Raw genomic sequence first — 24,603 nt, 5'->3', positions numbered from 1 at the left:
CCGGTTCGTCCGGGGCGCGGCCCCCGCGCCTTTTCCCGGCCCGCGCGGGCGCCCGGCCCCGCGTCCCGCCGATCGGACCAACATCACGATGGTCACGGCGGGGACACGGCGGCGGGCGCACGCGCGGGCCGGCTCAGTACGTCCGCCGGATGTGGAAGGCGCTCCCGCGCTCCAGCGGAACCTCGGCCACGAACTCCTGCAGCTTCATCCGGCACCACGCGGGGATGTCGGACGATGCGGCGGGATCGTCGGCGGTCACGGCGATCACGGAGCCGATCGGCACCTCGCGGATGCGCTCCGCGAGCATGATGATCGGGATCGGGCACTTGCGCCCGACCGCCTCCACGGTCACCAGCGGCTGCTCCCCCACGGGCGGCTCCTCCATCGCCTGCTCGTCCTGCTCCGTATCCTGATCTTTACCCGCGCCCACGGCTAACGGGCACCCGGTTAAGGGTGCTGTAAAAGCAGCGATACTCTCGCCTTAGCCCGCCCGGGAGCCCCCTGAGGGGGGCGGCCCGAGCGGGACGGGGACACCGCTCCGGCCCGCCGGCCGGACCCGGGCCGCCCGCTCCGTGAAAGGGGTGTCGAGCAACACGCTGACCAGGCACACCCGTGAACGGCGCAGCGGGCGGTTCGCGATAATGTTCCCCCTGACAAGCTTCGGATAGACGACCGCCCGCGCAGCAGACGCGGGCATCACCGCTGGGAAGGCAATCCGTGAGTCCGACCCGCCATAGGAATCGGCGCGAGGCAGTGCGCCGATGGGCACCACGTGGCGCCGTGCTCGCCGCGTTGGGACTGGCCGCGACCGGGTGCGCGTCGAACGAGTTCACTCGTTTGGGTGTGCCGGAGCCGATCACCGAGCAGGGGCAGCGCGTGCTCGCGCTGTGGCAGGGCTCGTGGGTGGCGGCGTTCGCGGTCGGTCTCCTCGTGTGGGGGCTGATCGTCTGGTCGATCATCTTCCACCGCAAGCGCTCCGAGCAGCTGCCGCCGCAGGTGCGGTACAACATGCCGATCGAGGCGCTCTACACCGTCCTCCCGATCGTGGTCATCGCCGTGCTCTTCTACTTCACGGCGCGCGACCAGACCTACCTGCTGGAGACCGACGAGCAGGCCGACGCCAACGTCGAGGTCGTCGCGTTCCAGTGGAGCTGGGAGTTCAACTACCTGGACCAGTCCAAGGCCGAGGCGGCCGAGGCCGCCGGCGGCGACGAGGACGCCGAACCCGAGATCCTCTTCTCCGAGGTCGGCACCCCGGACCAGATGCCCACCCTGGTCCTGCGCGAGGGCGACGTCGTCCACTTCGACCTGCACTCCCCGGACGTGATCCACTCCTTCTGGATCCCGGCGTTCGCCTTCAAGATGGACGTCGTCCCGGGCCACGACAACGAGTTCCAGGTCAAGGTCAACGAGGGCACGGCCGGCACCTACATGGGCCGCTGCGCCGAGCTCTGCGGCGCCGACCACACCCGGATGCTGTTCCAGGTGGAGGTCATGGAGCCCGAGGAGTACGACGCCTGGTACGCCGAGCAGCAGGAGGCCGCCGAGGCGGAGCAGGCCGAGCAGGCCGCCGCCGAGGAGGCCGGGGCCGAGGCGGGCGCCGAGGGCGGCGAGCCGCAGGGCGACGCCGAGGCCCAGGGCGAGGGCGAGCAGGCCGGGGACTCCGGCGCCGCAGGCGCCGACGAGGAGGCCCAGGGCCAGGAGGCCTCGGAGGGCGGGCAGGACGGCGACGCCGCCGCGCGCGACGAGGAGTCCGAGGACGAGGAGGCTGGCCGCTGATGGCGACGGCGACACCGACCGCGGGGACCGCTCAGCGGCCCGCACCGACCCGCAAGGGGTCGATCATCGTCAGCTGGTTGACCTCCACCGACCACAAGGTCATCGGGTACATGTACCTGATCACCTCGTTCGGGTTCTTCATCTTCGGAGGCATCCTGGCGCTGCTCATGCGCGCCGAGCTGTTCTACCCCGGCCTGCAGGTGATGTCCTCCGAGCAGTTCAACCAGATGTTCACGATGCACGGCACGATCATGCTGCTCATGTTCGCGACGCCGCTGTTCGTGGGCTTCTCCAACATCATCATGCCGCTGCAGATCGGGGCGCCCGACGTGGCCTTCCCCCGGATCAACCTGTTCGGGTACTACCTGTACCTGTTCGGGTCGCTGATCGCGGTCGGCGGCTTCCTCACCCCGGGCGGCGCGGCCAGCTTCGGCTGGTTCGCCTACACCCCGCTGTCCGACGCGGTCCGCTCCCCGGGCCTGGGCGGCGACCTGTGGATCCTGGGCCTGGCCGTCTCCGGTCTGGGCACCATCCTCGGTGCGGTCAACTTCATCACCACCGGCCTGTGCATGCGCGCGCCGGGCATGACGATGTTCCGCATGCCGATCTTCACCTGGAACTCGATGCTCACCAGCGTGCTGGTGCTGATCGCGTTCCCGGTCCTGACCGCGGCGCTGATCGCGCTGGGCGCCGACCGCATGGTCGGCACCCAGGTGTTCAACCCCGAGCACGGCGGCGCCATCCTGTGGCAGCACCTGTTCTGGTTCTTCGGCCACCCCGAGGTCTACATCATCGCGCTGCCGTTCTTCGGCATCGCCACCGAGATCCTCCCGGTCTTCAGCCGCAAGCCGATCTTCGGCTACAAGAGCCTGGTGGGCGCCACCATCGCCATCGCCGGGCTGTCGGTCACCGTGTGGGCGCACCACATGTTCCCGACCGGCGCCGTGCTGCTGCCGTTCTTCTCGTTCATGACCTTCCTCATCGCGGTCCCGACCGGTGTGAAGTTCTTCAACTGGATCGGCACGATGTGGCGCGGCCAGCTGGTCATGGCCTCCCCGATGCTGTTCACCATCGGCTTCATGGTGACCTTCCTGTTCGGCGGCCTGACCGGTGTGCTGCTGGCCTCCCCGCCCATCGACTTCCACGTCACCGACTCCTACTTCGTGGTGGCCCACTTCCACTACGTCGTCTTCGGCACCGTGGTCTTCGCGATGTTCGCCGGGTTCTACTTCTGGTGGCCCAAGTTCACCGGGAAGATGCTCAACGAGAAGCTGGCCGTGGCCCACTTCTGGCTGCTGTTCTTCGGCTTCCACGCCACCTTCCTGGTGCAGCACTGGCTGGGCGCGGCCGGGTTCCCCCGGCGCTACGCCGACTACCTGCCCACCGACGGGTTCACCCAGCTGAACCAGATCTCCTCGGTCGGCGCGTTCGTGCTGGGCGCCTCCACGCTGATCTTCTTCTGGAACGTGTGGACCACCCACAAGAACGGCACCAAGGTCGAGGTGGACGACCCGTGGGGCTACGGCTGCTCGCTCGAGTGGGCGACGTCCTGCCCGCCGCCGCGGCACAACTTCACGTCGCTGCCGCGGATCCGGTCCGAGCGCCCCGCCTTCGACCTGAACCACCCGCACGCGGCCGCCCCCGGTGCCGTCCCGGCGGCCGCCACCTCCGAGAAGTAGGGCGTCGACACCATGAAGATGCAGGCATATCTGTTTATGGGCGTCTCGACCTTCTTCGGCCTGGCGGCGGCGCTGTACGCCTACTGGGCCTGGGCGGCCGAGGGCCACATCGAGTGGACCGGGACCGTGGCGCTGATCGTGTCCATCGGCTTCGGCTGGATGGTCGGCTTCTGGCTCTGGCAGGCCGCGCGCCGCAGTGAGAAGCACCACGGGCTGGCCCCCGAGGACCGGCTGGACGGCGACATCGCCGAGAACGCCGGCGAGTACGGGTTCTTCAGCCCGCACAGCTGGTGGCCGCTGTTCGTGGCGATGGCGGTGGCCTTCACCGCCGTCGGCGTGGCGATCGGCTGGTGGATGGTGTTCATCGGCGGCTTCGCCATCATCCTCACCGCGATCGGGTGGGTGTTCGAGTACTACCGCAAGGAGTTCCAGCACTAGCCCGCGCGGCGGCGGACCGGTCCGGTCCGCGCGACACGGCCCCGGCCGGTCCGCCCCCCACCTGTGTGGGGACGGCGGGCCGGCCGGGGTATTATTTCGGGACGTTCATACCCATTGGCGGTATCCGTCCGGATCGGAGCCCAGGAGGGCGCGGGGCGGAACCTTTCCGCCCGCACAGGCGTCTCCCCGGGTGCGGTGGGGACGGGCCCCGCCGTGCGGACGTCAGGAGGGCGCACTCAGTGAAGCTCACAGTGAAGCCGACGGCGCGCGGCGTCGGCGCGGGTCTGGCCGCCGGTGCGGCGCTGCTCCTCGCGTCGGCCTGCACGGGCTCCACCGCCGACCCGTCCGGGTCGGAGTCGGCCGCCGATGCCGTGGACGTGGTGATCACGCCCGGCGACGGGGCCACCGGTGTGCGCCCCGACGTCCCGCTGACCGTGGAGGCCGAGGGCGGCAAGGTGACCGACGTGACGGTCACCCAGTCGCAGCCCGAGGGCGGGGCGTCCGAGGACGCCCAGACGGGGGAGCAGGACGGCGGCGGGGAGGACGGCGCCTCCGAGGCCGACACCGTGACCGGCACCCTCAGCGACGACGGCGCCACCTGGACCAGCGACTGGAACCTCAGGCCCGGCACCGACGTCAAGGTCGAGGCGGTGGCCGAGAACGCCGACGGCGAGGAGAAGGAGTTCGCCGCCCAGTTCTCCACGGCCGACGCCGAGCAGGGCAACGCCCTGGAGCTGGAGTCCAACTTCCCCTCCAGCGGGGACGTCGTCGGCGTGGGCATGCCGGTCATCGTCAACTTCGACCTCCCGGTGGAGAACAAGTCCCGGGTGGAGAACTCCATGGAGGTCGTCTCCGAGGAGCCCAACGAGGGCTCCTGGGCCTGGCTGGACGACCAGACCGCGGTCTTCCGCCCCAAGGAGTACTGGAAGCCGAACCAGAAGGTGTCGGTGAACATGCGCCTGGCCGGGGTGGACGCCGGGGGCGGCACCTACGGGGTGGAGAACCACCGGCTGGAGTTCGAGGTCGGCCGCGACCAGCGGACCACGATCGACGCCAAGAGCCACCGGATGGTGGTCGAGCGCGACGGCGAGGAGATCAAGGACTTCCCGACCAGCGTCGGCCGGGCCGACACCCGCGCCTACACCACCACCAGCGGCAGCCACCTGACCATGGAGAAGTACGCCAACCTGGTCATGGACTCCTCCACGGTGGGCGTGCCGGTCGACAGCCCGGAGGGCTACAAGCTGGACGTGGACTACGCGGTCCGCTTCTCCAACAGCGGCGAGTTCACGCACGCCGCGCCGTGGAACAACTCGCTCGGCGAGGCCAACCTGAGCCACGGCTGCCCGAACATGGCGACCTCGGACGCCAAGTGGTTCTACGAGAACTCCTACATGGGCGACCCGCTGGAGGTCACCGGGACCGACCGCCAGGTCGAGTGGGACAACGGCTGGTCGTACTGGGAGCTGTCCTGGGAGGACTGGCTGGCCAAGAGCGAGACCGGGGAGCCGGACAAGACCGACGACACCGGCACGCCCGGGGAGGTCCACGGCGACCCGCAGGACTAGCGGGACCCGCCCCGCCCCGGCCCGCCGGCGTCCTCCGCGGCCGCCGACCCCGAGAAGGCCCCTCACGGAGCCGTGAGGGGCCTTTCGCATGTCTGCGGCAACAGGGGCTCGGCTCCGGGGGACCGGAGCGCGCAGAAAGCGAATGAGGCCCGTCCGGAATCCGCCCCAGACCGCCGGGCGGCGCATGCCTCCCGCCCACCCGTCGTTGATCTCGGGGAAATCGACGCTAAAACGGCGGTTGTAGGGGCGTTTCTCCCGAGATCAACGCCGACAGGGGGGCGGCGAGGGGGAGGCGGGGAGAGCGGGGAGAGGACCCCCGCACACGAACGAGGCCCGGCCCCCGAGCGCGTCGGGGGCCGGGCCTCAGAGCCGGATCGGAACCGGGGGCTAGTGGCTGCCCGCCATCTCCTCGTGCTCCTCGTGGCCCGCGCCGTGGTGCAGGTGGTGGCCGGTGTGGGCCTCCACCCCCTCGAAGGACACGTTGTCCTTCGTGTACCAGTGCGCCAGCTTGGCGCGGAGCCTGCCCTTGAGGCCGCGCGCGGCCGGGGCCTCCACACCGTCGGACTCGGACTCCTCCACCGAGGCGATCGCCTCGTCGTCGATCCGGTCCACCGCGGTCTTGCTCTCCAGGACGTGCACGGTGTCCTGCGAGGACTCCTTGTGCACCTCGATGAACTCACCGCTGGGGAGCTGCTGGATGGTGCCGCTCTCGTAGCCGTGCTCCAGCGTCTCCAGGTCCCGGCGCTGCAGGCCCAGGCAGATGCGCTTGGCGACGATGAAGCCGATGATCGGCCCGACGATGGCGGTGACGCGGAAGAAGTACGTCGTCCAGTACAGGCTGATGGAGAACGTGTGCGACAGGATGTCGTTCGCGCCCGCCAGCCACAGGATGCCGTAGAACACGACCCCGGCCACGCCCACCGCGGTGCGCACCGGCGCGTTGCGCGGACGGTCGGCGACGTTGTGCACCCGCTTGTCCCCGGTGATCCACTGCTCCAGGAACGGCCAGGCCGCCAGCCCGCCGAAGATGATCCCCGGGATCACCAGGCCCGGCACCAGCACGCCGATCGGCACCGCGTACCCGAAGACCTGGAAGTCCAGCCAGTTCGGGAAGATGCGCAGCGACCCCTCCATGAAGCCCATGTACCAGTCGGGCTGCAGGCCCGAGGTGATGGCCGTGGGCGTGAAGGGCCCGAACAGGTGGATCGGGTTGATCTGCACGAACGCGCTCAGCCCGACGATGACGGCGAACACGAAGAAGAAGAACCCGCCCGCCTTGACGGCGAAGCCCGGGAACATCGGCGTGCCGACGACCTTCTTCTCCGAGCGCCCGGTCCCCGGGTACTGGGTGTGCTTCTGGTGCCACAGGATCATGAAGTGCGCCGCGATGAGCGCCAGCAGGATCCCCGGGATCAGCAGGATGTGCAGCATGTACAGCCGGGGGATGATGTCCTCGCCGGGGAACTCCCCGCCGAACAGGAACATCGAGACGTAGGTCCCGACCACCGGCAGGGAGAGCATGACGCCCTGCAGGATGCGCACGCCCATGCCGGAGGGCAGGTCGTCCGGGAGCGAGTACCCGAACAGGCCCTCCAGCATGGCCAGGGTGAAGATGCCCACCCCGATCAGCCAGTTGATCTCGCGCGGCTTGCGGAAGGCGCCGGTGAAGAACACCCGCAGCATGTGCGCCACCAGCGAGGCGACGAAGATCAGCGCCGCCCAGTGGTGGATCTGCCGCACGAGGAAGCCCCCGCGCACGTCGAAGTCGATGCGCAGCGTGGATTCGTAGGCCTCGCTCATCTGCACCCCGTTGAGGCGCTGGTAGGAGCCCTCGTAGGTGGTGTGGGCCATGCTGGGGTTGAACCACAGGGTCAGGAAGACGCCCGTGACCAGCAGGATGATGAACGAGTAGAGCGCGATCTCGCCCAGCATGAACGACCAGTGGTTGGGGAAGACCTTGCGCAGGTTCTTCTCACCGGTCTTGGCCAGGTGGAAGCGGTCGTCGATCCAGTTGCCGACGCCGCGCAGCGCCTTGGGCGCCTGCGTCGTGGTGCTCATCGGCTAGTCCCCCTTCTCCGCGTCCCAGAACGTGGGGCCGACCGCTTCGGAGAAGTCGCCCTTGGCGATGAGGTACCCCTCGTCGTCCACACCGATCGGCAGCTGGGGCAGCGGGCGGTGCGCCGGCCCGAAGACCACCTTGGCGCCGTCGGCGGCGTCGAAGGTCGACTGGTGGCACGGGCACAGGATGCGGTGGCTCCCCCGCTCGTACAGCGCGGCGGGGCAGCCCACGTGCGTGCAGATCTTGGAGTAGGCCACGATCCCGTTGTGCGTCCAGTTCATCTGCTGCTCGGTCATCCCGGGCTTGAAGTCGCCCTCGGGGATCTTGATCAGCAGGACCACCGTCTTGGCCTGGTCGTTCAGGCTCAGGTGCTGGGCCTCGCCGCCGTGCTCGCCGCCCTCGCCCTCGACCAGCGGGAAGGCGGTGATCATGGCGCCGTCCTCGGCGAGGTCGGCCTCCTTGATCGGCTTGTTGGTGCCCTCGACGACCATCCGCAGGCCGTCCTCCCAGAGCGTGTGCTTGAGCTTGTCGCCGGGCAGCGGCCCGGTGTCGCGCAGCAGCACGATGGGCGCCAGGCCCAGCGGCACCATGGACAGCAGCAGGGTGCGGCGCAGCAGCGGCCGCTTGGTGAAGCCGCTCTCGTCGGCGCTCCGCATGAAGAAGTCGCCGAAGGAGCCCTTCTCCTCGGAAGAGGAGGACAGGTCGTCGTAGGGCGTGGAGACCTCGTAGTGCGGCATGATCCACCGCGCCCACACGGTCATCCCGGCGCCGATGCCGAACAGGGCCAGGGCGAGCGTGCCGCCCAGCGCCATGTTGGAGTACTGGCCGATCTGCGGGTCGGCGATGGCCGGCTCGCCCTCGCCGTTCGGCGGGAAGGCGAAGTAGGCCACGAAGAAGCCGATCCCGGCGAGGAAGGCGATGAGGAACCACATCGACGCCGTCTTCTCGGCGCGGCGCTGCTGCTCCTCGCTGTGCGCGTGCGTCTCCTCGGGCGGGTAGGCCCCCGGGTGCTCGGCGCCGGGGTCGTCGGAACCGGCCACGATGGCGGTGCCCTCCGCGGGGGAGGGCGTGCCGATCACGCGGTCGGCGGACCCGTCGGACGCGCCGTTGTCGTTGTTCTTGCTCTTGTCAGTCATGGGCTCGCTGCTTCGCGGTGATCCAGATCGCGCACGCGATGATCAGGGTGAGACCGACCGTCCAGGCGATGAAGCCCTCGGCGACCTGGCCCACGCGGTTCAGGTCGAAGATCCCGCCGGCGTTCGGCTCGGCCTGCAGGGTCTTCACGTAGGAGATCAGTTCCTGCTTGTCCTCGGGCGTGATGGTGCCCTCGGTGAACACGGGCATCTGGCCCGGTCCGGTCAGCATGGCCTCGTAGAGCTGGCGCGGCGTGGCGTCGCCGATCTCCGGGGCCCAGTGGCCGCCGGTCAGGCCGCCGCCGGCGCCCGACCAGCTGTGGCAGTGCGCGCAGTTGGCCAGGTAGAGCTGCATGCCGGCCTCGGTGTCCGAGGCGCCGTCGATGTAGGCGTCGTAGGCCTTGTCGTACTCGGCCTTGGCCTCCTTGTAGGCGTCCTCGTCCTCGTAGTCGGCGCGGACGGGCTCGTCGCCCGGGGGCTCCTCGGGGACGGCCGGCCCCGCGCCCTGCCCGATCTCCTCCTCGTAGAAGGCGATCAGGTTGTCGATCTCCTCCCGGTTCCACGCCGGCTCCTTGCGGGGCATCTGCGCGTCCGGGTTGGAGGAGGGCATGCGGCCGGTGCTCACCTGGAAGTCGACCGCGGCGCCGCCCGCGCCGGTGATGTCCGGCGCGTTGTCACTGCCGCCGCCGTTGAGCCCGTGGCAGCTCGCGCAGCTGCGCTCCCAGATGTCGCGCCCCTGCGAGATGTCGACGGCGTTCTCGCCGTCAGCAGGCTCGGCACCGGTCTGGGCGGCCGCCATGACCTGGGCCTCGGCACGGTCGGCACTGGGCGCCACCATGGCGTAGCCCACGCCGAACACGGCCAACGCGAGTAGGACGACGACGTACCCCGCTAGGGGATGCCGTCGCCGCGCGGTAATCCATTTCACGGTTTCCCCGTTCCGGGTTACTGGATGAAGTAGATGGTTGCGAACAGAGCGACCCAGACCACGTCGACGAAGTGCCAGTAGTAGGACACGACGATCGCACTGGTGGCCTGCTGGTGGGTGAAGCGCTTCGCGGCGTACGTGCGTCCCAGCATGATCAGGAACGCGATCAGACCGCCGATCACGTGCATCCCGTGGAAGCCGGTGGTGAGGTAGAACATCGAGCCGTAGGCGCTGGACTGCAGGGTCAGGCCCTCGTGCACGATGAGCTCGTAGTACTCGTACGCCTGGCCCAACACGAAGATCAGGCCCATCACGAACGAGATGTAGAACCACAGGCGGAGCTTGCGGACATCGCCGCGCTCGGCCGCCCACACGCCGGCCTGGGCGGTGAAGCTGGAGGCCACCAGGATGACGGTGATGCCCAGCGCCCAGGGGACGTTGAGGTGCGCGGCCGGCCACTCCCCGAGGTCGGGGTTGCCCACGGTCACGGATCGGATCGTGTAGTACATCGCGAACAGCGCAGCGAAGAACATGAGCTCGTTGGCCAACCACACGATGGTGCCAACGCTCACCAGGTCAGGACGCTTGGCCGCACCATGTACTGGTGTCGGTGCTGTTTCTTGGTTCGCGGTTGCTGTCGCCACGCCTGCATTATTGCGGCATCTGGCGGAGGTTGGTGCACGACCCCCCGGAAGGGGGTGCTTCTCCTCTGATCTGCGGTGCCGCAAGGCGCGCCGGGGGGCCGCGATCGTGATCCGGCCGTGATGGAAACCGGCCCCGGAGGGGCCCGGCAACCCCCTCGCACGGCCGCATGGCGCACGGGACGTCTCATATCGGTCTCGGCGGTGGCCGTACAGGCCGCCCGGGCGTGGCCTGCGTCGCACTCCGGGTGGCATGCTGTCGTGGCGAAGGTCTCAGAGTGTAGGGCTCGACGCAACCGGGACGCGGCGGGGCCCCGCCCGCGCCGCGCGAGATGTGAGGGACGGTTCAGCCATGGACAACGCCGCCGACGCCCCCAAGATGCGGGTGCTCGTCTACAGCGACAAGGCGCACGTGCGCGAGCAGGTGCGGGCGGCGATCGGTCGGCGCCCCGCCGCCGACGTGCCCAAGGTGGAGCTGGTCGAGTGCGCCACCTCCGCCGCGGTGCTCAAGCGGCTCGACGACGGCGCCGCCGACGTGTGCGTCTTCGACGGGGAGGCCGCCCCCACCGGCGGCATGGGCCTGTGCCGCCAGGCCAAGGACGAGATCTACCGGTGCCCCCCGGTGCTGCTGCTCATCGGCCGCCGCGACGACGGCTGGCTGGCCGCGTGGTCGCGCGCGGACGCGGTGGTGAGCCACCCGGTCGACCCGGTCGCGCTGGCCGAGTCGCTGGCCGGGCTGATGCGCAGCCGCGCGGACGGGCTGGCGGCCAGGTAGGGCGCCCGGTAGTGTCGGACCGGGCCCGGAGCGTGTGGGCCCGGTCCCTGTCAGGTCCCCAGGATCACCGAACGGAACCCGACTCCGATGCTGCGAAACCGCGCCGCCGGGCCGTGCACCGGCGGTTCCCCTCTGCGCCACTGCGAGCTCGCGCGATGGCCCCGATGGCGATGGCACGCGCCGTCCGCCCGAGCCTGACCAGCAGAGCCGCGCCCGCCCATGGGCGCTGAAGAGCAGAGGAAACAGCACCGTGAGCACCTCCGTGAACCCCGGCCGCCCCGCCCCAGCCGACGAACCGACCTGGTCCTCGCTGATCAACAGCCTCCTCGCGGGGGAGGACCTGCCCGAGTCCTCCACCGCCTGGGCGATGGAGGAGATCATGTCGGGCTCGGCCAGCGACGCCCAGATCGCGGGGTTCGCGATCGCGCTGCGCGCCAAGGGCGCCGCCGTGGGCGAGGTCGTCGGGCTCGCCGAGGGGATGCTGGACAACGCCGTGCGGATCTCGGTGCCCGGCCGCACCGTGGACATCGTGGGCACCGGCGGCGACCAGGCGCACACCGTCAACGTCTCGACCATGGCGGCGATCACCGCCGCCGCGGCGGGGGCCAAGGTCGTCAAGCACGGCAACCGGGCCGCCTCCTCCTCCTGCGGCACCGCCGACGTGCTGGAGCGCCTGGGCGTGGTGATCGACCTGCGGCCCGGCTCCACCGCGGCGGTGGCCGAGGAGGCCGGGATCACCTTCTGCTTCGCCCCGCTGTTCCACCCCTCGTTCCGGTACACCGCCAAGCCCCGCCGGGAGCTGGCCGTGCCCACCGTCTTCAACTTCCTGGGGCCGCTGACCAACCCGGCCCGGCCCGGGGCGGCGGCGGTCGGGGTGTTCGACGCCGCCATGTGCCCGACGGTGGCCGGGGTGTTCGCCCGGCGAGGCACCTCGGCCCTGGTCTTCCGCGGCGACGACGGGCTGGACGAGCTCACCACCACGACCACCTCGCGGGTGTGGACGGTGCGCGGCGGCGGGGTGCGCGAGGACGTGCTCGACCCGCGCGCGCTGGGGATCGGCCGCGCGGCGCCGGAGGACCTGCGCGGCGGCGACGTGGAGGTGAACGCCCGCGCGGTGCGCGCCCTGGTCGAGGGCGAGCGCGGGCCGGTGCGCGACGCGGTGCTGCTGAACGCGGCGGCGGCGATCGCGGCCGCCGAGGAGCTTCCCGGGAGCCTTGAGGAGATGCTCGCCCAGGGGCTGGAGCGCGCGGCCGCCGCCGTCGACGACGGCCGGGCGCGCGACGTGCTCGACCGGTGGGTCGCGGTCAGCCAGGAGCGGGCCAAGCAGGACGCCTAGGCAGGGTGCCGGAACGGCGGGGGCCGGGGGGTCCGCCGGACTCCCCGGCCCCCGCCGTACGCGTTCTAGATGCCCAGGGAGAACGCCGACTCCAGGTCGTGCTTGGAGTAGGCGTTGAAGGCGATGTGGGTGTCGGAGGAGCGCACGCCCGCGATCTTGTTCACCCGGCCGGGGATGACCTCGGCCAGCTCGTCGTGGCGGCGGACCCGCACCACGGCGATCAGGTCGATCCCGCCGGTCACCGAGTAGACCTCGCTGACCCCGTCGATCTCGGCGATCGCCTCGGCGACCTCCGGGATGCGGTCGACGTCGGCCTTGATCATGACGATCGCGGTGATCACGGTCGGAGCCTCCTGGGTGCGAGGGCGGGTCAGTACACGTCGGACAGCCGGGTCCCGGCGCGCCAACGGATGCGGTGGATGAGCAGCGCCATGGCCGCGCCCGCGACGAACCCGTAGACGTGCGCGGCGTAGGCCACGCTCGTCTCCCCGGCGCCGGGGTACAGCGAGACGCTGATGTACAGAACATACTGGAGGACGAAGTAGGTGCCCACGAGCGCCCACCCCGGCAGGCGGACCGGGAGCACGAAGAACACCAGGGTGATCACGCGGCTGCGGAACTGCACCACCAGGTAGGCGCCGAGCACCCCGGAGATCGCGCCGGAGGCGCCCACCAGGGGGACCTGAGCGGCCGGGTCGGTCAGCGCGAAGGCCAGCGTGGCCACCGCGCCCGAGGCCAGGTACAGGCCGGTGTAGCGGACGCGCCCCAGCCGGTCCTCGACCACCGGGCCGAACACGAACAGGTACACCATGTTGCTCAGCAGGTGCAGCGCGTCCCCGTGCAGGAACATCGACGTGAACACGGTCAGCCAGGGGGCGGTGGCGGCGGGCTCGCCCGGGCACGGGGCCGACGAGGCGGCCTGCTCCCCGGTGAACAGCTCCAGCGGGACCGCGCCCCAGCGGAAGATGTAGTGGTCCACGGCGCAGATCCGCGCGCCGAGGTCGCCGCCGTACCAGACCGCCATCAGCGACATCGGGGAGGCCAGGTACACCGCGACGTTGGCGGCGATGAGCAGGTAGGTCACGGCCGGTACCCGGCGCACCGGGTAGTCGTCGCTCAGCGGTATGCCTGCCATAGGGGCGCTGGTCCGTTCGGCTCGGTCGGTGTCAGCTGGGCTCGGCGGCGGCCTCGGAGGCCTCCCGCGCCCAGTCTGTCAGCTCGCGGTGGCGTTCGGCGCCGCGGGCCGGGCATGTCCACGGCGCGTCGAGGTCGACCAGCCGCACCCCCGGCGACTCCAGCCAGCGCAGCACGCACTCGGTCTCCTGCGGCGCCGCGGCCGGGGCCGGGCCGGGGCCGGCCGCGACGGTCTCGGCGGTGGCGGTGAGCGCGGCGACGAAGGCGTGCGGGTCGGCGCCGGGCTCCATCACCGCGGCCGCCGCCAGCCGCCCCCGGCGCACCACGTGCACCTCCCAGGAGCCGGGGGCGCCCGCCAGGGGGCGCGCGGCCACCAGCTCGCCGATGCCGGTGAGGGCGGACAGGCGCTGGGAGCGGGCGGCGCCGCGCAGGAACGCCGCGAGCCGGTCCCGCCGTTCCGCCGCCTCCTCGTAGCGCAGGCCGGCCGCCAGGTCGGCGATGGAGCCGCGCAGCGCGCGCACCACCTCCTCGGGGTCGCCGACCATCGCCTCGCGGGCGGCGCCGGCGTGCTCGGCGTACTCCTCAAGGGTCTCCTCGCCGGTGCAGGGCGCCCCGCACCGGCCCATCTGTGCCAGGACGCAGGCCGGGCCCGCGTCGCCGCGCGGGCCGATCCGGCGGGTGCACTGGCGCAGGGGGAAGGCGTCCAGCAGCGCCTCGCGGGCCAGCTCGGCCTCCCGGGCGGAGGTGAAGGGGCCCAGATAGGGGGCGCCGTCGTCGCGGACCGTGCGCACCTTGGACAGCCGCGGGAAGGCCTCGGGCGTGAGCTTGAGCCAGCTCGCCCGCTCGGGGTTGCGGGAGCGGCGGTTGTAGGGCGGTTTGCGCTCGGCGATCAGCCGCATCTCGCGCACCTCGGCCTCCAGCCCGGTGGCGCAGGGGATCGGGGTGACCGCCTCGACCACGCCGATCATCTCGCGCACCCGGCCGCGGGTCTCGGCGGCGGTGAAGTAGGAGCGCACCCGCTTGCGCAGGGACGTGCTCTTCCCGACGTACAGCGGCTCGCCGCGGGCGTCGGTGAACACGTACACCCCGGGGCCCTCCGGCACCCCCTCGGCCAGGTGCCGCTTGCCGCGCTGGGCGCGGGTGGGGGCCGTGCGGAACGCGCACAGCTCCTCGACGCTGTGCACCCCCATCGGGCCGAGCCGCTCCAGCAGGCCGTGCAGCACCCCCGCGGTGGCGCGGGCGTCGTCCAGGGCCCGGTGCACCGGCCGGTCGGGCACCGCGAAGAAGCGGGCGAGCGTGCCGAGCTTGTGGTTGCGCACCTCCTCCCGGGTGACCAGGCGGCGCGCCAGCGGCAGGGTGTCGACCACCCGGGGGCGGGGCCAGGGCCGGTCCTGCTCGGCGCAGGCGGCCTTGAGGAACGACACGTCGAAGGGGGCGTTGTGGGCCACCAGCACGGTGTCGCCCTCCAGGTTCGCGAACTCAAGGAACGCCGGGAGCACCGCCTCGATGGGCGGGGCCGTGGCCACCATCGCCTGGGTGATGCCGGTCAGCAGCGTGATGTGCGCCGGAATCGGGGAACCGGGATCGACCAGGGAGGAGAACTCGCCCACGGTCCGCCCGCCGCGCACCTTGACCGCACCGATCTCGGTGATCGCCGAGCCCCCGGCGCGGCCGCCGGTGGTCTCCAGGTCGACCACCACGAAGGTGCCCTCGGCCAGCGGAGTGCCCAGGTCGTCCAGGGTCTCCTGGACCGGGGCGGCGGCGCGGTCGGCTGGCTGGGGCACGCCGTCAGGGTAGCCGCGAAGCGCCCCGGACGTGGAAAGATGTCCCGGACCGCGGGAATAGCGGTGAGGAGAGGGAGGTAGGTACAGGTGAGCATCGAGGCCCCGGCCGAAGGCCGCCGCTGGCGGTGCGCCCAGTGCGGCAACCTGACCAGGTTCGACGTGGTGCGCACCGTGCGCAGCCGCGACTACGTGCACCTCGACCTGGCCGGGGAGCCGCGGGTCGAGGAGAGCCGGGTGCTGGAGGAGACCATCGAGCAGGTGCGCTGCCGCTGGTGCGGGGCCGGGGACGCCGTGCAGACGGTGGACCGCCCCGACGCCGGCGCGGCCGAGAGCGGTACGGAGGGCTGATGGAGCCCGACGACGCCTCCGACGACGCCTCCGGGGGCATGGCCGGGGAGCCGGACGGTGCGGGGGAGCACCGGCCGCTGCCGGAGGCGGTGCGCGCCCGGGTGGTCGAGTACGGCTCGGACGTGCTCGGCGGCATGCGCGCGGCCGAACTGCCCGCGGCGCTGCGCCGGGTGGCCAAGTTCGAGCCGCGCCGCCGCGCCCGCCTCGCCGGACCGCAGATCGCCGCCCAGCTGGAGACCGACGCCGGCTTCCGGGAGGTGGTCGCCGCCCGGGTGGAGCAGGTCTGGCCCGAGCTGGCCGCGGGGCTGCGCCAGGGGGTGCTCCCGCCGGCCGCCGACCCGGTGGCGGTGGGGGCCGCGGCCTACCTGATCCGGCCCGAGGGGTGGGAGCGGATCGTCGACCGCGTCGCCGGGGAGCTGGAGCGCCGGGACAGCGTCCGGGAGGCCGACGAGGCCGCCGAGGCCCTGGCCGGCCTGCGGGCGCGGCTGGACGAGGCGCGCGCCGAGCACCGCGAGGAGGTGCTCCGGCTCCGCAAGGAGCTGCGCGAGCAGCGCAGCACCATCGCCGACCTGCGCCGCCGGGTGCACACCGAGCGCAGGCGGGCCCGGGAGGCCGAGGAGCGCGCCGCCCGGGCGGTGGCCGAGGCCGAGGACAGCACCAGGCTCACCTCCTCGCAGGTGGCCGCCGTGGAGGCGGAGAACCGGCGGCTCAAGGCGCGGCTGGAGGCGGCCGAGGGCCAGGTGGAGGCGGCGCGCCGGGCGGCCCGGGCGGGGCGCAGCGCCGACGACGCGCGGCTGCGGGTGCTGCTGGACGTGCTGGTGGACGCCGCGCACGGGCTCCGCCGCGAGCTGGCGCTGCCCAGCTCCATCGCCACCCCGGCCGACCTGGTGGCCGACGACCGGGAGGCGCAGCGGCGCACCGTGCCGGAGGTGGGGGCGGCCGCCGACGACCCGGCGCTGATCGACCGGCTGCTGGAGCTGCCGCGGATGCACCTGCTGGTGGACGGCTACAACGTGACCAAGACCGGTTACCCGGAGCTGCCGCTGGCCGACCAGCGGGCGCGGCTGCTGACCGCGCTGGAGGGGCTGGCCAGCCGCACGAAGGCCGAGATCACCTGCGTGTTCGACGGCGCGGACGTGGAGGCCCCGGCGCAGCAGGGGCAGCGCCGCGTGCGGCTGCTGTTCAGCGACCCGGGGGAGACCGCCGACGAGCTCATCGTGCACCTGGTGCGGACCGAGCCGCCGGGGCGCCCGCTGGCCGTGGTGACGGCGGACAAGGAGATCATCGCCGCAGTGCGCCGAGAGGGGGCGCGCCCGGTCCCGTCGTCACTGCTCCTGCGCCGCCTCGACCCGGGGCGGTAGCCGGGCGCCCGCCTGTCCTCGTGGCTGCCGTCCACCCCGCCCCGACGGCCCGTCGTCCGGTCGGGGCCGGTGGGGGTGCGGCGCGTTCGGGAGGCGGAAGCCTAGCGCTCTTGAAGGTCGCTCGACTCGCGTGTGACGCAGCTGTGACCAAGTCGGAGCCGGGGCTCCGAAGCCGTGCTGGGCAGGCGGAACGGCGCCGAGGAAGGTGTGGGGCGCCGTTACTGTTTCGTTGTTGTGGTTGAGGCGGGTAAAGCGGTCCGCTAGTTTTTCCCAGGAGCTTGATCGCCCCGTGCGCCCCGGCGCCGGTACCGCCCGCAGGGCGGCGCCCGCCGAGCGCGGGGCTCCCCGTAACCCCATGGGAGCGAGCGGTCGTGCTGCCGTGTCGCCCGGCCCCGAGCCGTGGAGGAGACCGCGGTACCCCGCTCCCCGGCCACGCGCGCGCGAGGCCGGGGCCCGGCCCTCGTCCCCCGTCCCAGGCCCCGAGGGGGCCCGACCAGCAAGGAGCGTGGACCGCCATGGCGAACAACGGTGGTCGGCGCACGGCCCGCCGGGTAGCGACCGGTATCGGGGTCGTGGCGGCCGGCAGTCTGATCGCGTCCGCCGGGACCGGTGTGGCCAACGCCGAGCCGGAGCAGAGCCGTGAGGACGTCCAGAAGAAGCTGGACGAGCTCAACGAAGAGGCCGGCAAGATCGTCGACGAGTACAACGAGGCCAACGAGGACTACAAGGCGGCCAAGGCCAAGGCCGACGAGCTCGAGGAGCAGGTCGGCGAGGAGCAGGACCGCTACGAGGAGCTCAAGGAGGAGGCGTCGCAGATCGCCAGCGCCGTCTACCAGGGTGGAGACCTCGACTCCAAGTCGTTCGCGCTGACCGTCGAGGACCCCGAGGACCTGATGGACCAGGCCGCGGACGTCGGAAAGCTCTCCGACAACCAGAAGGCCAAGCTCGACGAGTTCAGCGACTCCAACGAGCGCCTCTTCAAGCTCAAGGACGAGGCGGACTCCGCCCTTGAGGAGGCCAAGGGCAAGAAGGACGAGGCCGAGGACAAGAAGGACGAGGTCGAGAAGAAGATCTCCGAGCAGGAGGACCTGCTCGCCGAGTTCCCCGAGGCCGACGCCTCCCCCGAGGGCGACTCCGCCTCCGGTTCCGACGCCGCCAACAACGGCTCGGGCAACGCCCGCGCCGCCCTGGACTTCGCGCTGTCGCAGGTCGGCAAGCCCTACATCTACGGTGCCGCCGGGCCCGACGGCTACGACTGCTCCGGCCTGGTCATGCGGTCCTGGGAGAACGCGGGCGTGAGCCTGCCGCGCACCACCTACGGCCAGGCCGAGGCGGGCACGCAGGTCAGCCGCGACCAGCTGCAGCCGGGGGACATCCTGTTCTTCAGCGGCCTGGGCCACGACGGCCTGTACCTGGGCAACGGCCAGATGGTGCACGCGCCGCGCACCGGCAAGAACGTCGAGGTCGTCCCGCTGGCCGGGTACTGGGACGGGCAGTTCATGTACGGCGTCCGGGTCTAAGTCCCACTACGTCCCACCGCCCTGCGCCGGTCGGCCCCGGCCGCCGCCGCTGACGCGGGGACGGGTCCGGGTCTAGGTCCCACTAAGTCCCACCGCTCTGCGGTGGTCGGCCCCGGCCGCCGCCGCTGACGCGGGGACGGGTCCGGGTCTGACCCTCACCACCACCGCGACCCCCGCTCGCCGCCCGTGCCGCATCCGTGCGGCGCGGGCGGCGGCGACCTTTTCGGCGATTTCGGTCACTCCGGAATTCCATCCCGAAGGTAACGAATCGGTTGAGAAGGTGGCGGGAATGCACTACTGTTCCACGCCGAGCCGGGTCGTTCCTCTCGCCGCCAGCCGGGCGGCGACGATCCGGAGCCGCCGAACTCCGCCGCCGGAGGCGCACCGCGCCCGGTGGAGCGGAGACCGGAGCACCGCGCACGGCGACCGACCTCCCGAAGCGGCCCCCGCCGCACCGCCGTCCGCGCGGATGAGACACCCCCGACCCCCGGGCCGCGCAGCACCGCTCCGACCGTGCGCGTGCCCCTCCGGTAGGCGGACCTCGGGAGAAAGGTGGGCCACCACCGTGCACGAACCACGCGAGCGCGGCTCCAACCGCCGCCGTCTGGCGGCCGCGGGCTTCGTCGCCGCGGGAGCCCTTCTCGCCTCGACCGCCCTGTCCGGGACCGCGTCGGCCGACCCCAGCGCCGACGACGTGCGCGAGCGCATCGAGGACCTGGAGAAGGAGTACTCCGAGCAGGCGGAGGCCTACAACCAGGCCAAGCAGGACCACGACGCCGCGCAGGAGAAGCTGGACGACATCAAGGCCGACAAGAAGGAGGCCGAGAAGGAGCTGGAGGACATGCAGTCCGGCGTCCGCTCCCTGGCCACCGCGGCCTACAGCGGCGAGGACTTCTCCTCCGTGCCCTACCTGGCGACCTCCTCGGGCCCGGAGGACGCCCTGCGCCAGGCCTCCGACATGGGCTACCTCTCGCAGAGCCAGCAGGACCGGCTGGACAACTACGTCGAGAAGAAGAACAAGCTCGAGCGGATCGAGAACGAGGCCGACGAGACCGAGGCCGACGCCAAGGAGCGCCTCGACGACGCCGAAGAGGCCAAGGACAAGGCCGAGGAGAAGATCCAGGAACAGCAGGACCTTCTCGACGAGCTGACCGAGGAGGAGCGCGCCGCGGCGACCGAGGGCGTCGACGGCGGCGGGGAGGACTCATCCTCCGGCGGCGGCGGTGCGTCCGCGCCGCAGGGCAACGGCAACGCCCAGGCCGCGATCAACTTCATCTACGCCCAGATCGGCGACTCCTACAGCCTGGGCGCCAATGGGCCGGACGTGTGGGACTGCTCCAGCCTGGTGCAGGCCGCCTGGCGCGAGGCCGGGGTCAGCCTGCCGCGCACCACCTACGACCAGGTGAACGCCGGCACGAACGTGTCCTGGGACCAGATGCAGCCCGGTGACCTGATCTTCTTCTACGGGGGTCCGGACCACGTCGGCATGTACGTGGGCGGCGGCAAGATGGTGCACGCCTCCAACCCGTCCAAGCCGGTGGCCGAGGTCCAGCTGAACGACTACTACCGGCAGAACTTCCACTCGGCCGTGCGCGTGGGCTAGTGCGGCCGTGCGGGGTGGGCCCGGTCCGCGGGTCCCGCCGCACCCGGAAGCGCGGACGGAGGGCCGTGGCACCCAGGCGGGGCGCCACGGCCCTCCGCCGTTCCGGAAGTCCTCGGGACCCCGTTCCGGAGGTCCTCAGGGCGCCGTAGCGGCGTCGCCGCGCCCGGAGGCGCCCCACACCCCTGGAGCGGGCCTCCGGCGCCGGTGTCCGTCCGCAGGGGGCGTCCGGGCGCTCTTCGGCGGCCGCGTCCAAGGGAGCGCCGCCCCCATGTCGTTGATCTCGGGAGAATCGCCCCTAAAAGCGGGCCGATAGCGTCGTTTCTCCCGAGAACAACGTGGGGTTCGCCCGTCTAGGACCGCGGCCGCCGTCGGCGGGCGGCCGGTGGGGACCGCACGCGAAGAGGGGCTGGGCGCAGTGCCCGGCCCCTCTCCCGGGGCGTCCGGCCGGTGTCGGTGGCCGTCCCCTCCGGTCAGTTCTCGGCGTAGAGCGCCTCGATCTCGTCGGAGAACTGCTGGGTGATCACGTGCCGCTTGATCTTCAGCGAGGCGGTCATCTGGCCGCCCTCCTCGGAGAAGTCCATCGGCAGGATCGTGAACTTGCGCACCGACTCCGCGCGCGAGACCGCCTTGTTGGCGTCGTCCACCGCGTTCTGCACCTCGGCGACCAGGTCCGGGTCGTCCACCAGGTCGGGGATGCCGCCGCTCTTGCCGTTCTGCTTCTTCCAGAACTCGAAGGCCTCGGGGTCGATGGTGATCAGCGCGGAGACGAACTTGCGGTTGTCGCCGAGCACCATGCACTGGCTGACGATGGCGTGGCCGCGGATGCGGTCCTCGATCACCGCGGGGGCGACGTTCTTGCCGCCGGCGGTCACGATGATCTCCTTCTTGCGGCCGGTGATGCTCAGGTAGCCGTCCGGGTCGAGGGCGCCCAGGTCGCCGGTGCGGTACCAGCCGTCCTCGTCGAAGGCGTCCTTGGTGGCGGCCTCGTTGTTCCAGTAGCCGCGCATGACGTGGTCGCCCTTGCAGAGCACCTCGCCGTCCTCGCCGATGCGGATGGACACCCCGGGGAACGGCGCGCCGACGGTGCCGATCTTGTTCAGGCTCGGCGTGTTCACGGCGGTGGGGGCGGAGGTCTCGGTCAGGCCGTAGCCCTCGATGATGGTCAGGCCCACGCCGCGGAAGAAGTGCCCCAGCCGCTCGCCCAGGGCCGACCCGCCGGAGACGGCGTAGCGCGCCTGGCCGCCGACGGCCGCCAGGATCTTGCCGTAGACGAGCTTGGCGAACAGCGCATGCCGCAGCCGCAGCCCCAGCGGGACGTGCCCGGCGCTCAGCGCCCGGCTGTAGGCGACGGCGGTCTCGGCGGCGGCGTTGAAGATCTTGCCGCGGCCCTCGGCCGTGGCCTTCTGCTCGGCCTTGTTGTAGACCTTCTCGAACACGCGCGGCACGGCCAGCAGAAAGGTCGGCTTGTACACGCCGAGGGCGTCGATCAGCTCGGGCCCGGTGCTGGGGAAGTGGCCCAGGATGGTCTTGGACTCGATGCAGCCGATCTGGATGATGCGGGCGAAGGAGTGCGCCAGCGGCAGGAAGAGCAGCGTCGAGCGGCCCTCCAGCGTGAAGACCTCCTCCAGTGGGCCCTGGATGACGTTGAGGATGGTGAAGAGCAGGTTGCGGTGGGTCAGCTCGCAGCCCTTGGGGCGCCCGGTGGTGCCCGAGGTGTAGATGAGGGTGGCGAGCTCGTCCACGCCGCCCGCGGTGCGGCGCTCCTCGACGACGGACTCCTCGACGTCGGAGCCGGCGGCGAGGAAGCGGTCCATGCCGCCCTCCTCGATCTCCCACACGTGGGACAGCTCCGGCAGCTCCTTGCGCACGGCCTCCACCCGGGCGGCGTGCTCGGCGCTCTCGACGAAGACGGCCTTGCTCCCCGAGTCGCCGAGGATCCACTGGACCTGCTCCTCGGAGGAGGACTCGTAGATCGGGACGGCGACGGCGCCGACCGACCAGACGGCGTAGTCGATCGCGGTCCACTCGTAGCGCGTGCGGGCCATCAGCCCGACGCGGTCGCCGTGCTCGATGCCGGAGGCGATCAGCGCCTTGGCGATGGCCACGACGTCGTCGCGGAAGGCCTTGCAGGTGACGTCGCGCCACTGGCCCGACTCCTGGCGGCGGAGCGCGACGGCGGTGGGCTCCTTCTCGGCGCGCGCGAACACGGTGTCGGGCAAGCGCGCGTCCGAGGAGATCTCTGCCTTGACGGGTCGGCTGAATTCGCGCACGTGCGGCTCCTGGACAGACGGGGTCGACGAGGGGACGTGACGACGGTAACAAGTTCGGCTACTCGTCGGTAGAACCGGTTCCAGGTTCGGTATCGGATGGTGACCGAACAGGGCCGATTCCGCTCCCCAGGCGGGCATTATCCCCTGGGCAGGAGGCGGGCGTCCCTGAAACGGCTCGGGGTTTCCCCCGGTTCCCGGCCGCCCGGCCGCCGCGCCCGCGCACGGGCGGCTACCGTGGTCGGCGAGTCCGGTACACGAGCAGGGGTGGGCGACCATGGCACAGTCCGACGGCGAGGCGCGCACGAACGGCCGGGAGGACGGCGCGGCCGAGACCCCGGGAGGCGGTGCGGCCTCCGGCGCGGGCCCACGGGACCGGGAGCCCGCCCGGGGCGGGAACGGCCGCGATCCCGGCCCCTCGGCGGACCTCATCGACGACGCGATCCGGCTGGTGGACTCCCTCCAGCGCAAGCTGATCATCGCCGGCGTGCGCAAGGGCGTGTCCACGGTGGCGTCCCCGCCGCCGCGCACCGGTGACGTGTGGGAGCAGGCGATCCGCGAGGAGCAGGCCCCGCCGGAGCCCGCGCTGGACCGGCTGGCGGGTGTCGTGCGCACGGCGGCGCCCGAGGTCGCGGGCCACCTGGGGCGCGCGGGGATGGCCCTGTTCGGCGCGGTCCAGGAGAGCTGGAGGATCGCGAGCGACGAGTTCGAGCGCCAGCGCCGCGAGCGCGAGGAGCGCGAGGAGCGCGAGGCCCGGGAGCGCCGCGAGCGGGAGGCGCGCGAGTCGGACAACGCCCGGGGCCGCGAGATCACCGAGAGCACGCAGGAGTAGGCCGCGCGCCGGGCGGACCGGCGCCGCCCGTACCCGCTTCGCCGCCGACGCCTCGGCCTTCCTGGCCCTTGCCCGGGCCCCGAGTGCGTGCACGGCGGCCGCGGCCGTCAGCGACCTGCACCTCGGCGTTCGGCCCCGCATCGGCGCGGCCGGGTTCGCGCTGTCCGCCGAGGGGCGCGCCGGGGCCCGGCTCCGCCCTTGGTCGATGCGCCCCTGCGCGTGCCCGGGACCGGCCCGGGCCCCACAGACCTCCACGAGCCCTGTTCCGGTGGGGCCCTCGCGGGTAACCGGGGGCTGGTGGCCACGAGTGGTCCAAACCTTTGGTTTACTCCATTCGGCCACCCGTCCGTCCGGCACACGCGAGGAGCACCCCATGGCGTTGACCATCGGCGTCGACATCGGCGGCACGAAGATCGCCGCGGGCACCGTCGACCCTGAGGGGCGCATCCTGCGCCGCGCCAAGGCGCCCACGCCCCGGGGGGACGGTGAGGAGCTGGCCGAGGCGGTGGCCGGACTCGTGCGGGAGCTGCGCGAGGGCGAGGACACGGCGCCCGCGGCGGTCGGCGTGGGCACGGCGGGCTTCGTCGACGAGACGCGCTCGCGGATCGTGCTCGCGGGGAACCTGGGACTGGCCGACGACCCCGTGCGGGACCGCATCGCCCGCCGTGTCGACCTGCCCGTGGTGGTGGAGAACGACGCCAACGCCGCCGCCTGGGCCGAGTTCCGTTTCGGCGCCGGGCGGGGGTGCCGCGACGCCGTGGTCGTCACCCTGGGCACCGGGGTCGGCGGCGCGCTGATCGTCGACGGAGAGCTGCGACGGGGCCGGTTCGGCGCGGCCGGGGAGATCGGCCACTACCGGATGGTGCCGTTCGGCCGTCGCTGCGCCTGCGGCAACCAGGGGTGCTGGGAGCAGTACGCGAGCGGGAGCGCACTGGTCGCCGAGGCGCGCGCACTGGCGGCGGCGGAGCCGAAGGAGGCGGCGCGCCTGCTGGAGGCGGCCGGGGGCGACCCCGAGGGCATCGAGGGGCCGGAGGTGACCCGGGCGGCCCAGGAGGGCGACCCGGCGGCGCTGCGGTGCTTCGCCGCGGTAGGGGAGTGGGTCGGCCAAGGGCTGGCGGACCTGGCCGCGATCCTGGACCCGGAGCGCTTCGTCGTGGGCGGAGGGGTCTCCGCGGCGGGGGAGATCCTGCTGGAGCCGGCCCGGCAGGCCTACGCACGGGCGGTCACGGGCCGGGCCACGCGCAGGCTGGCCGACATCCGCCAAGCGGAGCTGGGCGGAGAGCCCGCAGGCATCATCGGCGCGGCCGACCTGGCCCTGAGGTAAAGGGCTCCCGCCCCTCTCGACGGTGCTCGGGGCCGGGGCACGCCCTGTGTCGTTGATCTCGGGGAAGTCGGGGTAAAAACGGACAGCATAAGCC

The 24,603-nt window shown here is 72.1% G+C and carries 21 protein-coding genes; 12 read left to right on the top strand and 9 right to left on the bottom strand.

The features are described 5' to 3' along the window. Positions 1 to 133: 133 nt before the first annotated feature. Entirely contained in the window at positions 134 to 385 is a 252-nt protein-coding gene (locus O4J56_RS26220) for a sulfurtransferase TusA family protein (protein WP_270689475.1), read from the bottom strand. A 332-nt stretch (positions 386 to 717) separates the two neighbouring features. Between O4J56_RS26220 and ctaC the strand changes: the two genes are divergently transcribed. From ctaC to O4J56_RS26200, 4 genes are all read left to right on the top strand, one after another. After that, complete coding sequence (gene ctaC / locus O4J56_RS26215; RefSeq protein ID WP_456299800.1) at positions 718 to 1,779, top strand: aa3-type cytochrome oxidase subunit II; 1,062 nt, start codon at positions 718 to 720, stop codon at positions 1,777 to 1,779. Beyond that, positions 1,779 to 3,458 (top strand): aa3-type cytochrome oxidase subunit I, encoded by a 1,680-nt coding sequence (ctaD, locus tag O4J56_RS26210; RefSeq protein ID WP_270689471.1) that lies wholly within the window; start codon positions 1,779 to 1,781, stop codon positions 3,456 to 3,458. Before ctaC ends, ctaD begins: the two co-directional genes overlap by 1 nt. A 12-nt stretch (positions 3,459 to 3,470) precedes the next feature. Continuing rightward, positions 3,471 to 3,896 carry a cytochrome c oxidase subunit 4 gene (locus O4J56_RS26205; RefSeq protein WP_270689469.1) on the top strand — a complete coding sequence of 142 codons (426 nt, stop codon included), beginning with the start codon at positions 3,471 to 3,473 and terminating at the stop codon, positions 3,894 to 3,896. 239 nt (positions 3,897 to 4,135) lie between these two features. Then, complete coding sequence (locus O4J56_RS26200) at positions 4,136 to 5,464, top strand: L,D-transpeptidase (protein ID WP_270689467.1); 1,329 nt, start codon at positions 4,136 to 4,138, stop codon at positions 5,462 to 5,464. A 387-nt stretch (positions 5,465 to 5,851) separates the two neighbouring features. Here the strand turns inward: O4J56_RS26200 and qcrB are convergent, their stop codons facing one another. From qcrB to ctaE, 4 genes are read right to left on the bottom strand one after another with little or no spacing between them, the layout of a single operon-like run. After that, positions 5,852 to 7,522 (bottom strand): cytochrome bc1 complex cytochrome b subunit, encoded by a 1,671-nt coding sequence (gene qcrB, locus O4J56_RS26195; RefSeq protein WP_270689465.1) that lies wholly within the window; start codon positions 7,520 to 7,522, stop codon positions 5,852 to 5,854. Between the two features lie 3 nt (positions 7,523 to 7,525). Continuing rightward, a complete protein-coding gene (gene qcrA / locus O4J56_RS26190; protein ID WP_270689463.1) occupies positions 7,526 to 8,659 on the bottom strand; it encodes a cytochrome bc1 complex Rieske iron-sulfur subunit in 1,134 nt (377 codons plus the stop codon). After that, complete coding sequence (qcrC, locus tag O4J56_RS26185; protein ID WP_270689462.1) at positions 8,652 to 9,584, bottom strand: cytochrome bc1 complex diheme cytochrome c subunit; 933 nt, start codon at positions 9,582 to 9,584, stop codon at positions 8,652 to 8,654. The genes qcrA and qcrC overlap by 8 nt, the downstream gene beginning before the upstream one ends. 17 nt (positions 9,585 to 9,601) lie before the next feature. Then, complete coding sequence (gene ctaE / locus O4J56_RS26180) at positions 9,602 to 10,228, bottom strand: aa3-type cytochrome oxidase subunit III (protein WP_456299799.1); 627 nt, start codon at positions 10,226 to 10,228, stop codon at positions 9,602 to 9,604. 349 nt (positions 10,229 to 10,577) lie between these two features. Between ctaE and O4J56_RS26175 the strand changes: the two genes are divergently transcribed. Further along, the gene (locus tag O4J56_RS26175; protein WP_270689460.1) at positions 10,578 to 11,000 is read left to right on the top strand and encodes a hypothetical protein; all 423 of its coding nucleotides are present in this window, start codon (positions 10,578 to 10,580) and stop codon (positions 10,998 to 11,000) included. 250 nt (positions 11,001 to 11,250) lie between these two features. Further along, complete coding sequence (trpD, locus tag O4J56_RS26170; protein ID WP_270689459.1) at positions 11,251 to 12,336, top strand: anthranilate phosphoribosyltransferase; 1,086 nt, start codon at positions 11,251 to 11,253, stop codon at positions 12,334 to 12,336. Between the two features lie 65 nt (positions 12,337 to 12,401). Here the strand turns inward: trpD and O4J56_RS26165 are convergent, their stop codons facing one another. The 3 genes from O4J56_RS26165 to O4J56_RS26155 are packed head-to-tail and all read right to left on the bottom strand — an operon-like array spanning position 12,402 to position 15,254. Further along, positions 12,402 to 12,677 (bottom strand): Lrp/AsnC family transcriptional regulator, encoded by a 276-nt coding sequence (locus O4J56_RS26165; protein WP_017557762.1) that lies wholly within the window; start codon positions 12,675 to 12,677, stop codon positions 12,402 to 12,404. A gap of 29 nt (positions 12,678 to 12,706) precedes the next feature. Continuing rightward, complete coding sequence (locus O4J56_RS26160) at positions 12,707 to 13,471, bottom strand: rhomboid family intramembrane serine protease (protein WP_270689458.1); 765 nt, start codon at positions 13,469 to 13,471, stop codon at positions 12,707 to 12,709. Between the two features lie 31 nt (positions 13,472 to 13,502). Continuing rightward, the gene (locus O4J56_RS26155) at positions 13,503 to 15,254 is read right to left on the bottom strand and encodes a DEDD exonuclease domain-containing protein (RefSeq protein ID WP_270689456.1); all 1,752 of its coding nucleotides are present in this window, start codon (positions 15,252 to 15,254) and stop codon (positions 13,503 to 13,505) included. Between the two features lie 87 nt (positions 15,255 to 15,341). Between O4J56_RS26155 and O4J56_RS26150 the strand changes: the two genes are divergently transcribed. From O4J56_RS26150 to O4J56_RS26135, 4 genes are all read left to right on the top strand, one after another. Next, complete coding sequence (locus tag O4J56_RS26150; RefSeq protein WP_270689454.1) at positions 15,342 to 15,602, top strand: hypothetical protein; 261 nt, start codon at positions 15,342 to 15,344, stop codon at positions 15,600 to 15,602. Continuing rightward, positions 15,602 to 16,963 carry an NYN domain-containing protein gene (locus O4J56_RS26145; protein WP_408639174.1) on the top strand — a complete coding sequence of 454 codons (1,362 nt, stop codon included), beginning with the start codon at positions 15,602 to 15,604 and terminating at the stop codon, positions 16,961 to 16,963. Before O4J56_RS26150 ends, O4J56_RS26145 begins: the two co-directional genes overlap by 1 nt. 515 nt (positions 16,964 to 17,478) lie before the next feature. Continuing rightward, complete coding sequence (locus O4J56_RS26140; RefSeq protein WP_270689452.1) at positions 17,479 to 18,483, top strand: C40 family peptidase; 1,005 nt, start codon at positions 17,479 to 17,481, stop codon at positions 18,481 to 18,483. A gap of 565 nt (positions 18,484 to 19,048) precedes the next feature. Then, positions 19,049 to 20,086 (top strand): C40 family peptidase, encoded by a 1,038-nt coding sequence (locus tag O4J56_RS26135; protein ID WP_270689451.1) that lies wholly within the window; start codon positions 19,049 to 19,051, stop codon positions 20,084 to 20,086. A 470-nt stretch (positions 20,087 to 20,556) separates the two neighbouring features. Here O4J56_RS26135 and O4J56_RS26130 read toward each other — a convergent pair whose 3' ends face one another. Further along, positions 20,557 to 22,356, bottom strand: a complete 1,800-nt coding sequence (locus O4J56_RS26130; protein WP_270689449.1) for an AMP-dependent synthetase/ligase — start codon at positions 22,354 to 22,356, stop codon at positions 20,557 to 20,559. Between the two features lie 274 nt (positions 22,357 to 22,630). On the opposite strand from O4J56_RS26130, the gene O4J56_RS26125 reads away from it, so the two are divergent. Together O4J56_RS26125 and O4J56_RS26120 are read left to right on the top strand one after the other, a co-directional pair. Beyond that, on the top strand, positions 22,631 to 23,185 hold the full coding sequence (locus tag O4J56_RS26125) for a hypothetical protein (protein WP_270689447.1): 555 nt from the start codon (positions 22,631 to 22,633) through the stop codon (positions 23,183 to 23,185). Positions 23,186 to 23,558: 373 nt separating this feature from the next. Further along, positions 23,559 to 24,509: an ROK family glucokinase gene (locus O4J56_RS26120; protein ID WP_270689446.1), complete on the top strand. Its 951-nt coding sequence runs from the start codon at positions 23,559 to 23,561 to the stop codon at positions 24,507 to 24,509. The last annotated feature ends 94 nt before the right edge of the window (positions 24,510 to 24,603 follow it).

This window comes from Nocardiopsis endophytica (genome assembly GCF_027706725.1).
Taxonomy (GTDB): Bacteria; Actinomycetota; Actinomycetes; order Streptosporangiales; family Streptosporangiaceae; genus Nocardiopsis_A; species Nocardiopsis_A endophytica.
Note: the sequence above shows the minus strand (reverse complement) of the source record. Positions and strands in the feature narration are given on the sequence as shown.

Bases quoted from the DNA above. Each gene is read 5' to 3' on its own strand.
- O4J56_RS26175 (WP_270689460.1), top strand. From the start codon at position 10,578: ATGGACAACGCCGCCGACGCCCCCAAGATGCGGGTGCTCGTCTACAGC.
- O4J56_RS26145 (WP_408639174.1), top strand. From the start codon at position 15,602: ATGGAGCCCGACGACGCCTCCGACGACGCCTCCGGGGGCATGGCCGGG.
- ctaD (WP_270689471.1), top strand. From the start codon at position 1,779: ATGGCGACGGCGACACCGACCGCGGGGACCGCTCAGCGGCCCGCACCG.
- qcrB (WP_270689465.1), bottom strand. From the start codon at position 7,522: ATGAGCACCACGACGCAGGCGCCCAAGGCGCTGCGCGGCGTCGGCAAC.
- O4J56_RS26140 (WP_270689452.1), top strand. From the start codon at position 17,479: ATGGCGAACAACGGTGGTCGGCGCACGGCCCGCCGGGTAGCGACCGGT.
- O4J56_RS26220 (WP_270689475.1), bottom strand. From the start codon at position 385: ATGGAGGAGCCGCCCGTGGGGGAGCAGCCGCTGGTGACCGTGGAGGCG.
- O4J56_RS26125 (WP_270689447.1), top strand. From the start codon at position 22,631: ATGGCACAGTCCGACGGCGAGGCGCGCACGAACGGCCGGGAGGACGGC.
- O4J56_RS26205 (WP_270689469.1), top strand. From the start codon at position 3,471: ATGAAGATGCAGGCATATCTGTTTATGGGCGTCTCGACCTTCTTCGGC.
- O4J56_RS26120 (WP_270689446.1), top strand. From the start codon at position 23,559: ATGGCGTTGACCATCGGCGTCGACATCGGCGGCACGAAGATCGCCGCG.
- O4J56_RS26160 (WP_270689458.1), bottom strand. From the start codon at position 13,471: ATGGCAGGCATACCGCTGAGCGACGACTACCCGGTGCGCCGGGTACCG.
- qcrA (WP_270689463.1), bottom strand. From the start codon at position 8,659: ATGACTGACAAGAGCAAGAACAACGACAACGGCGCGTCCGACGGGTCC.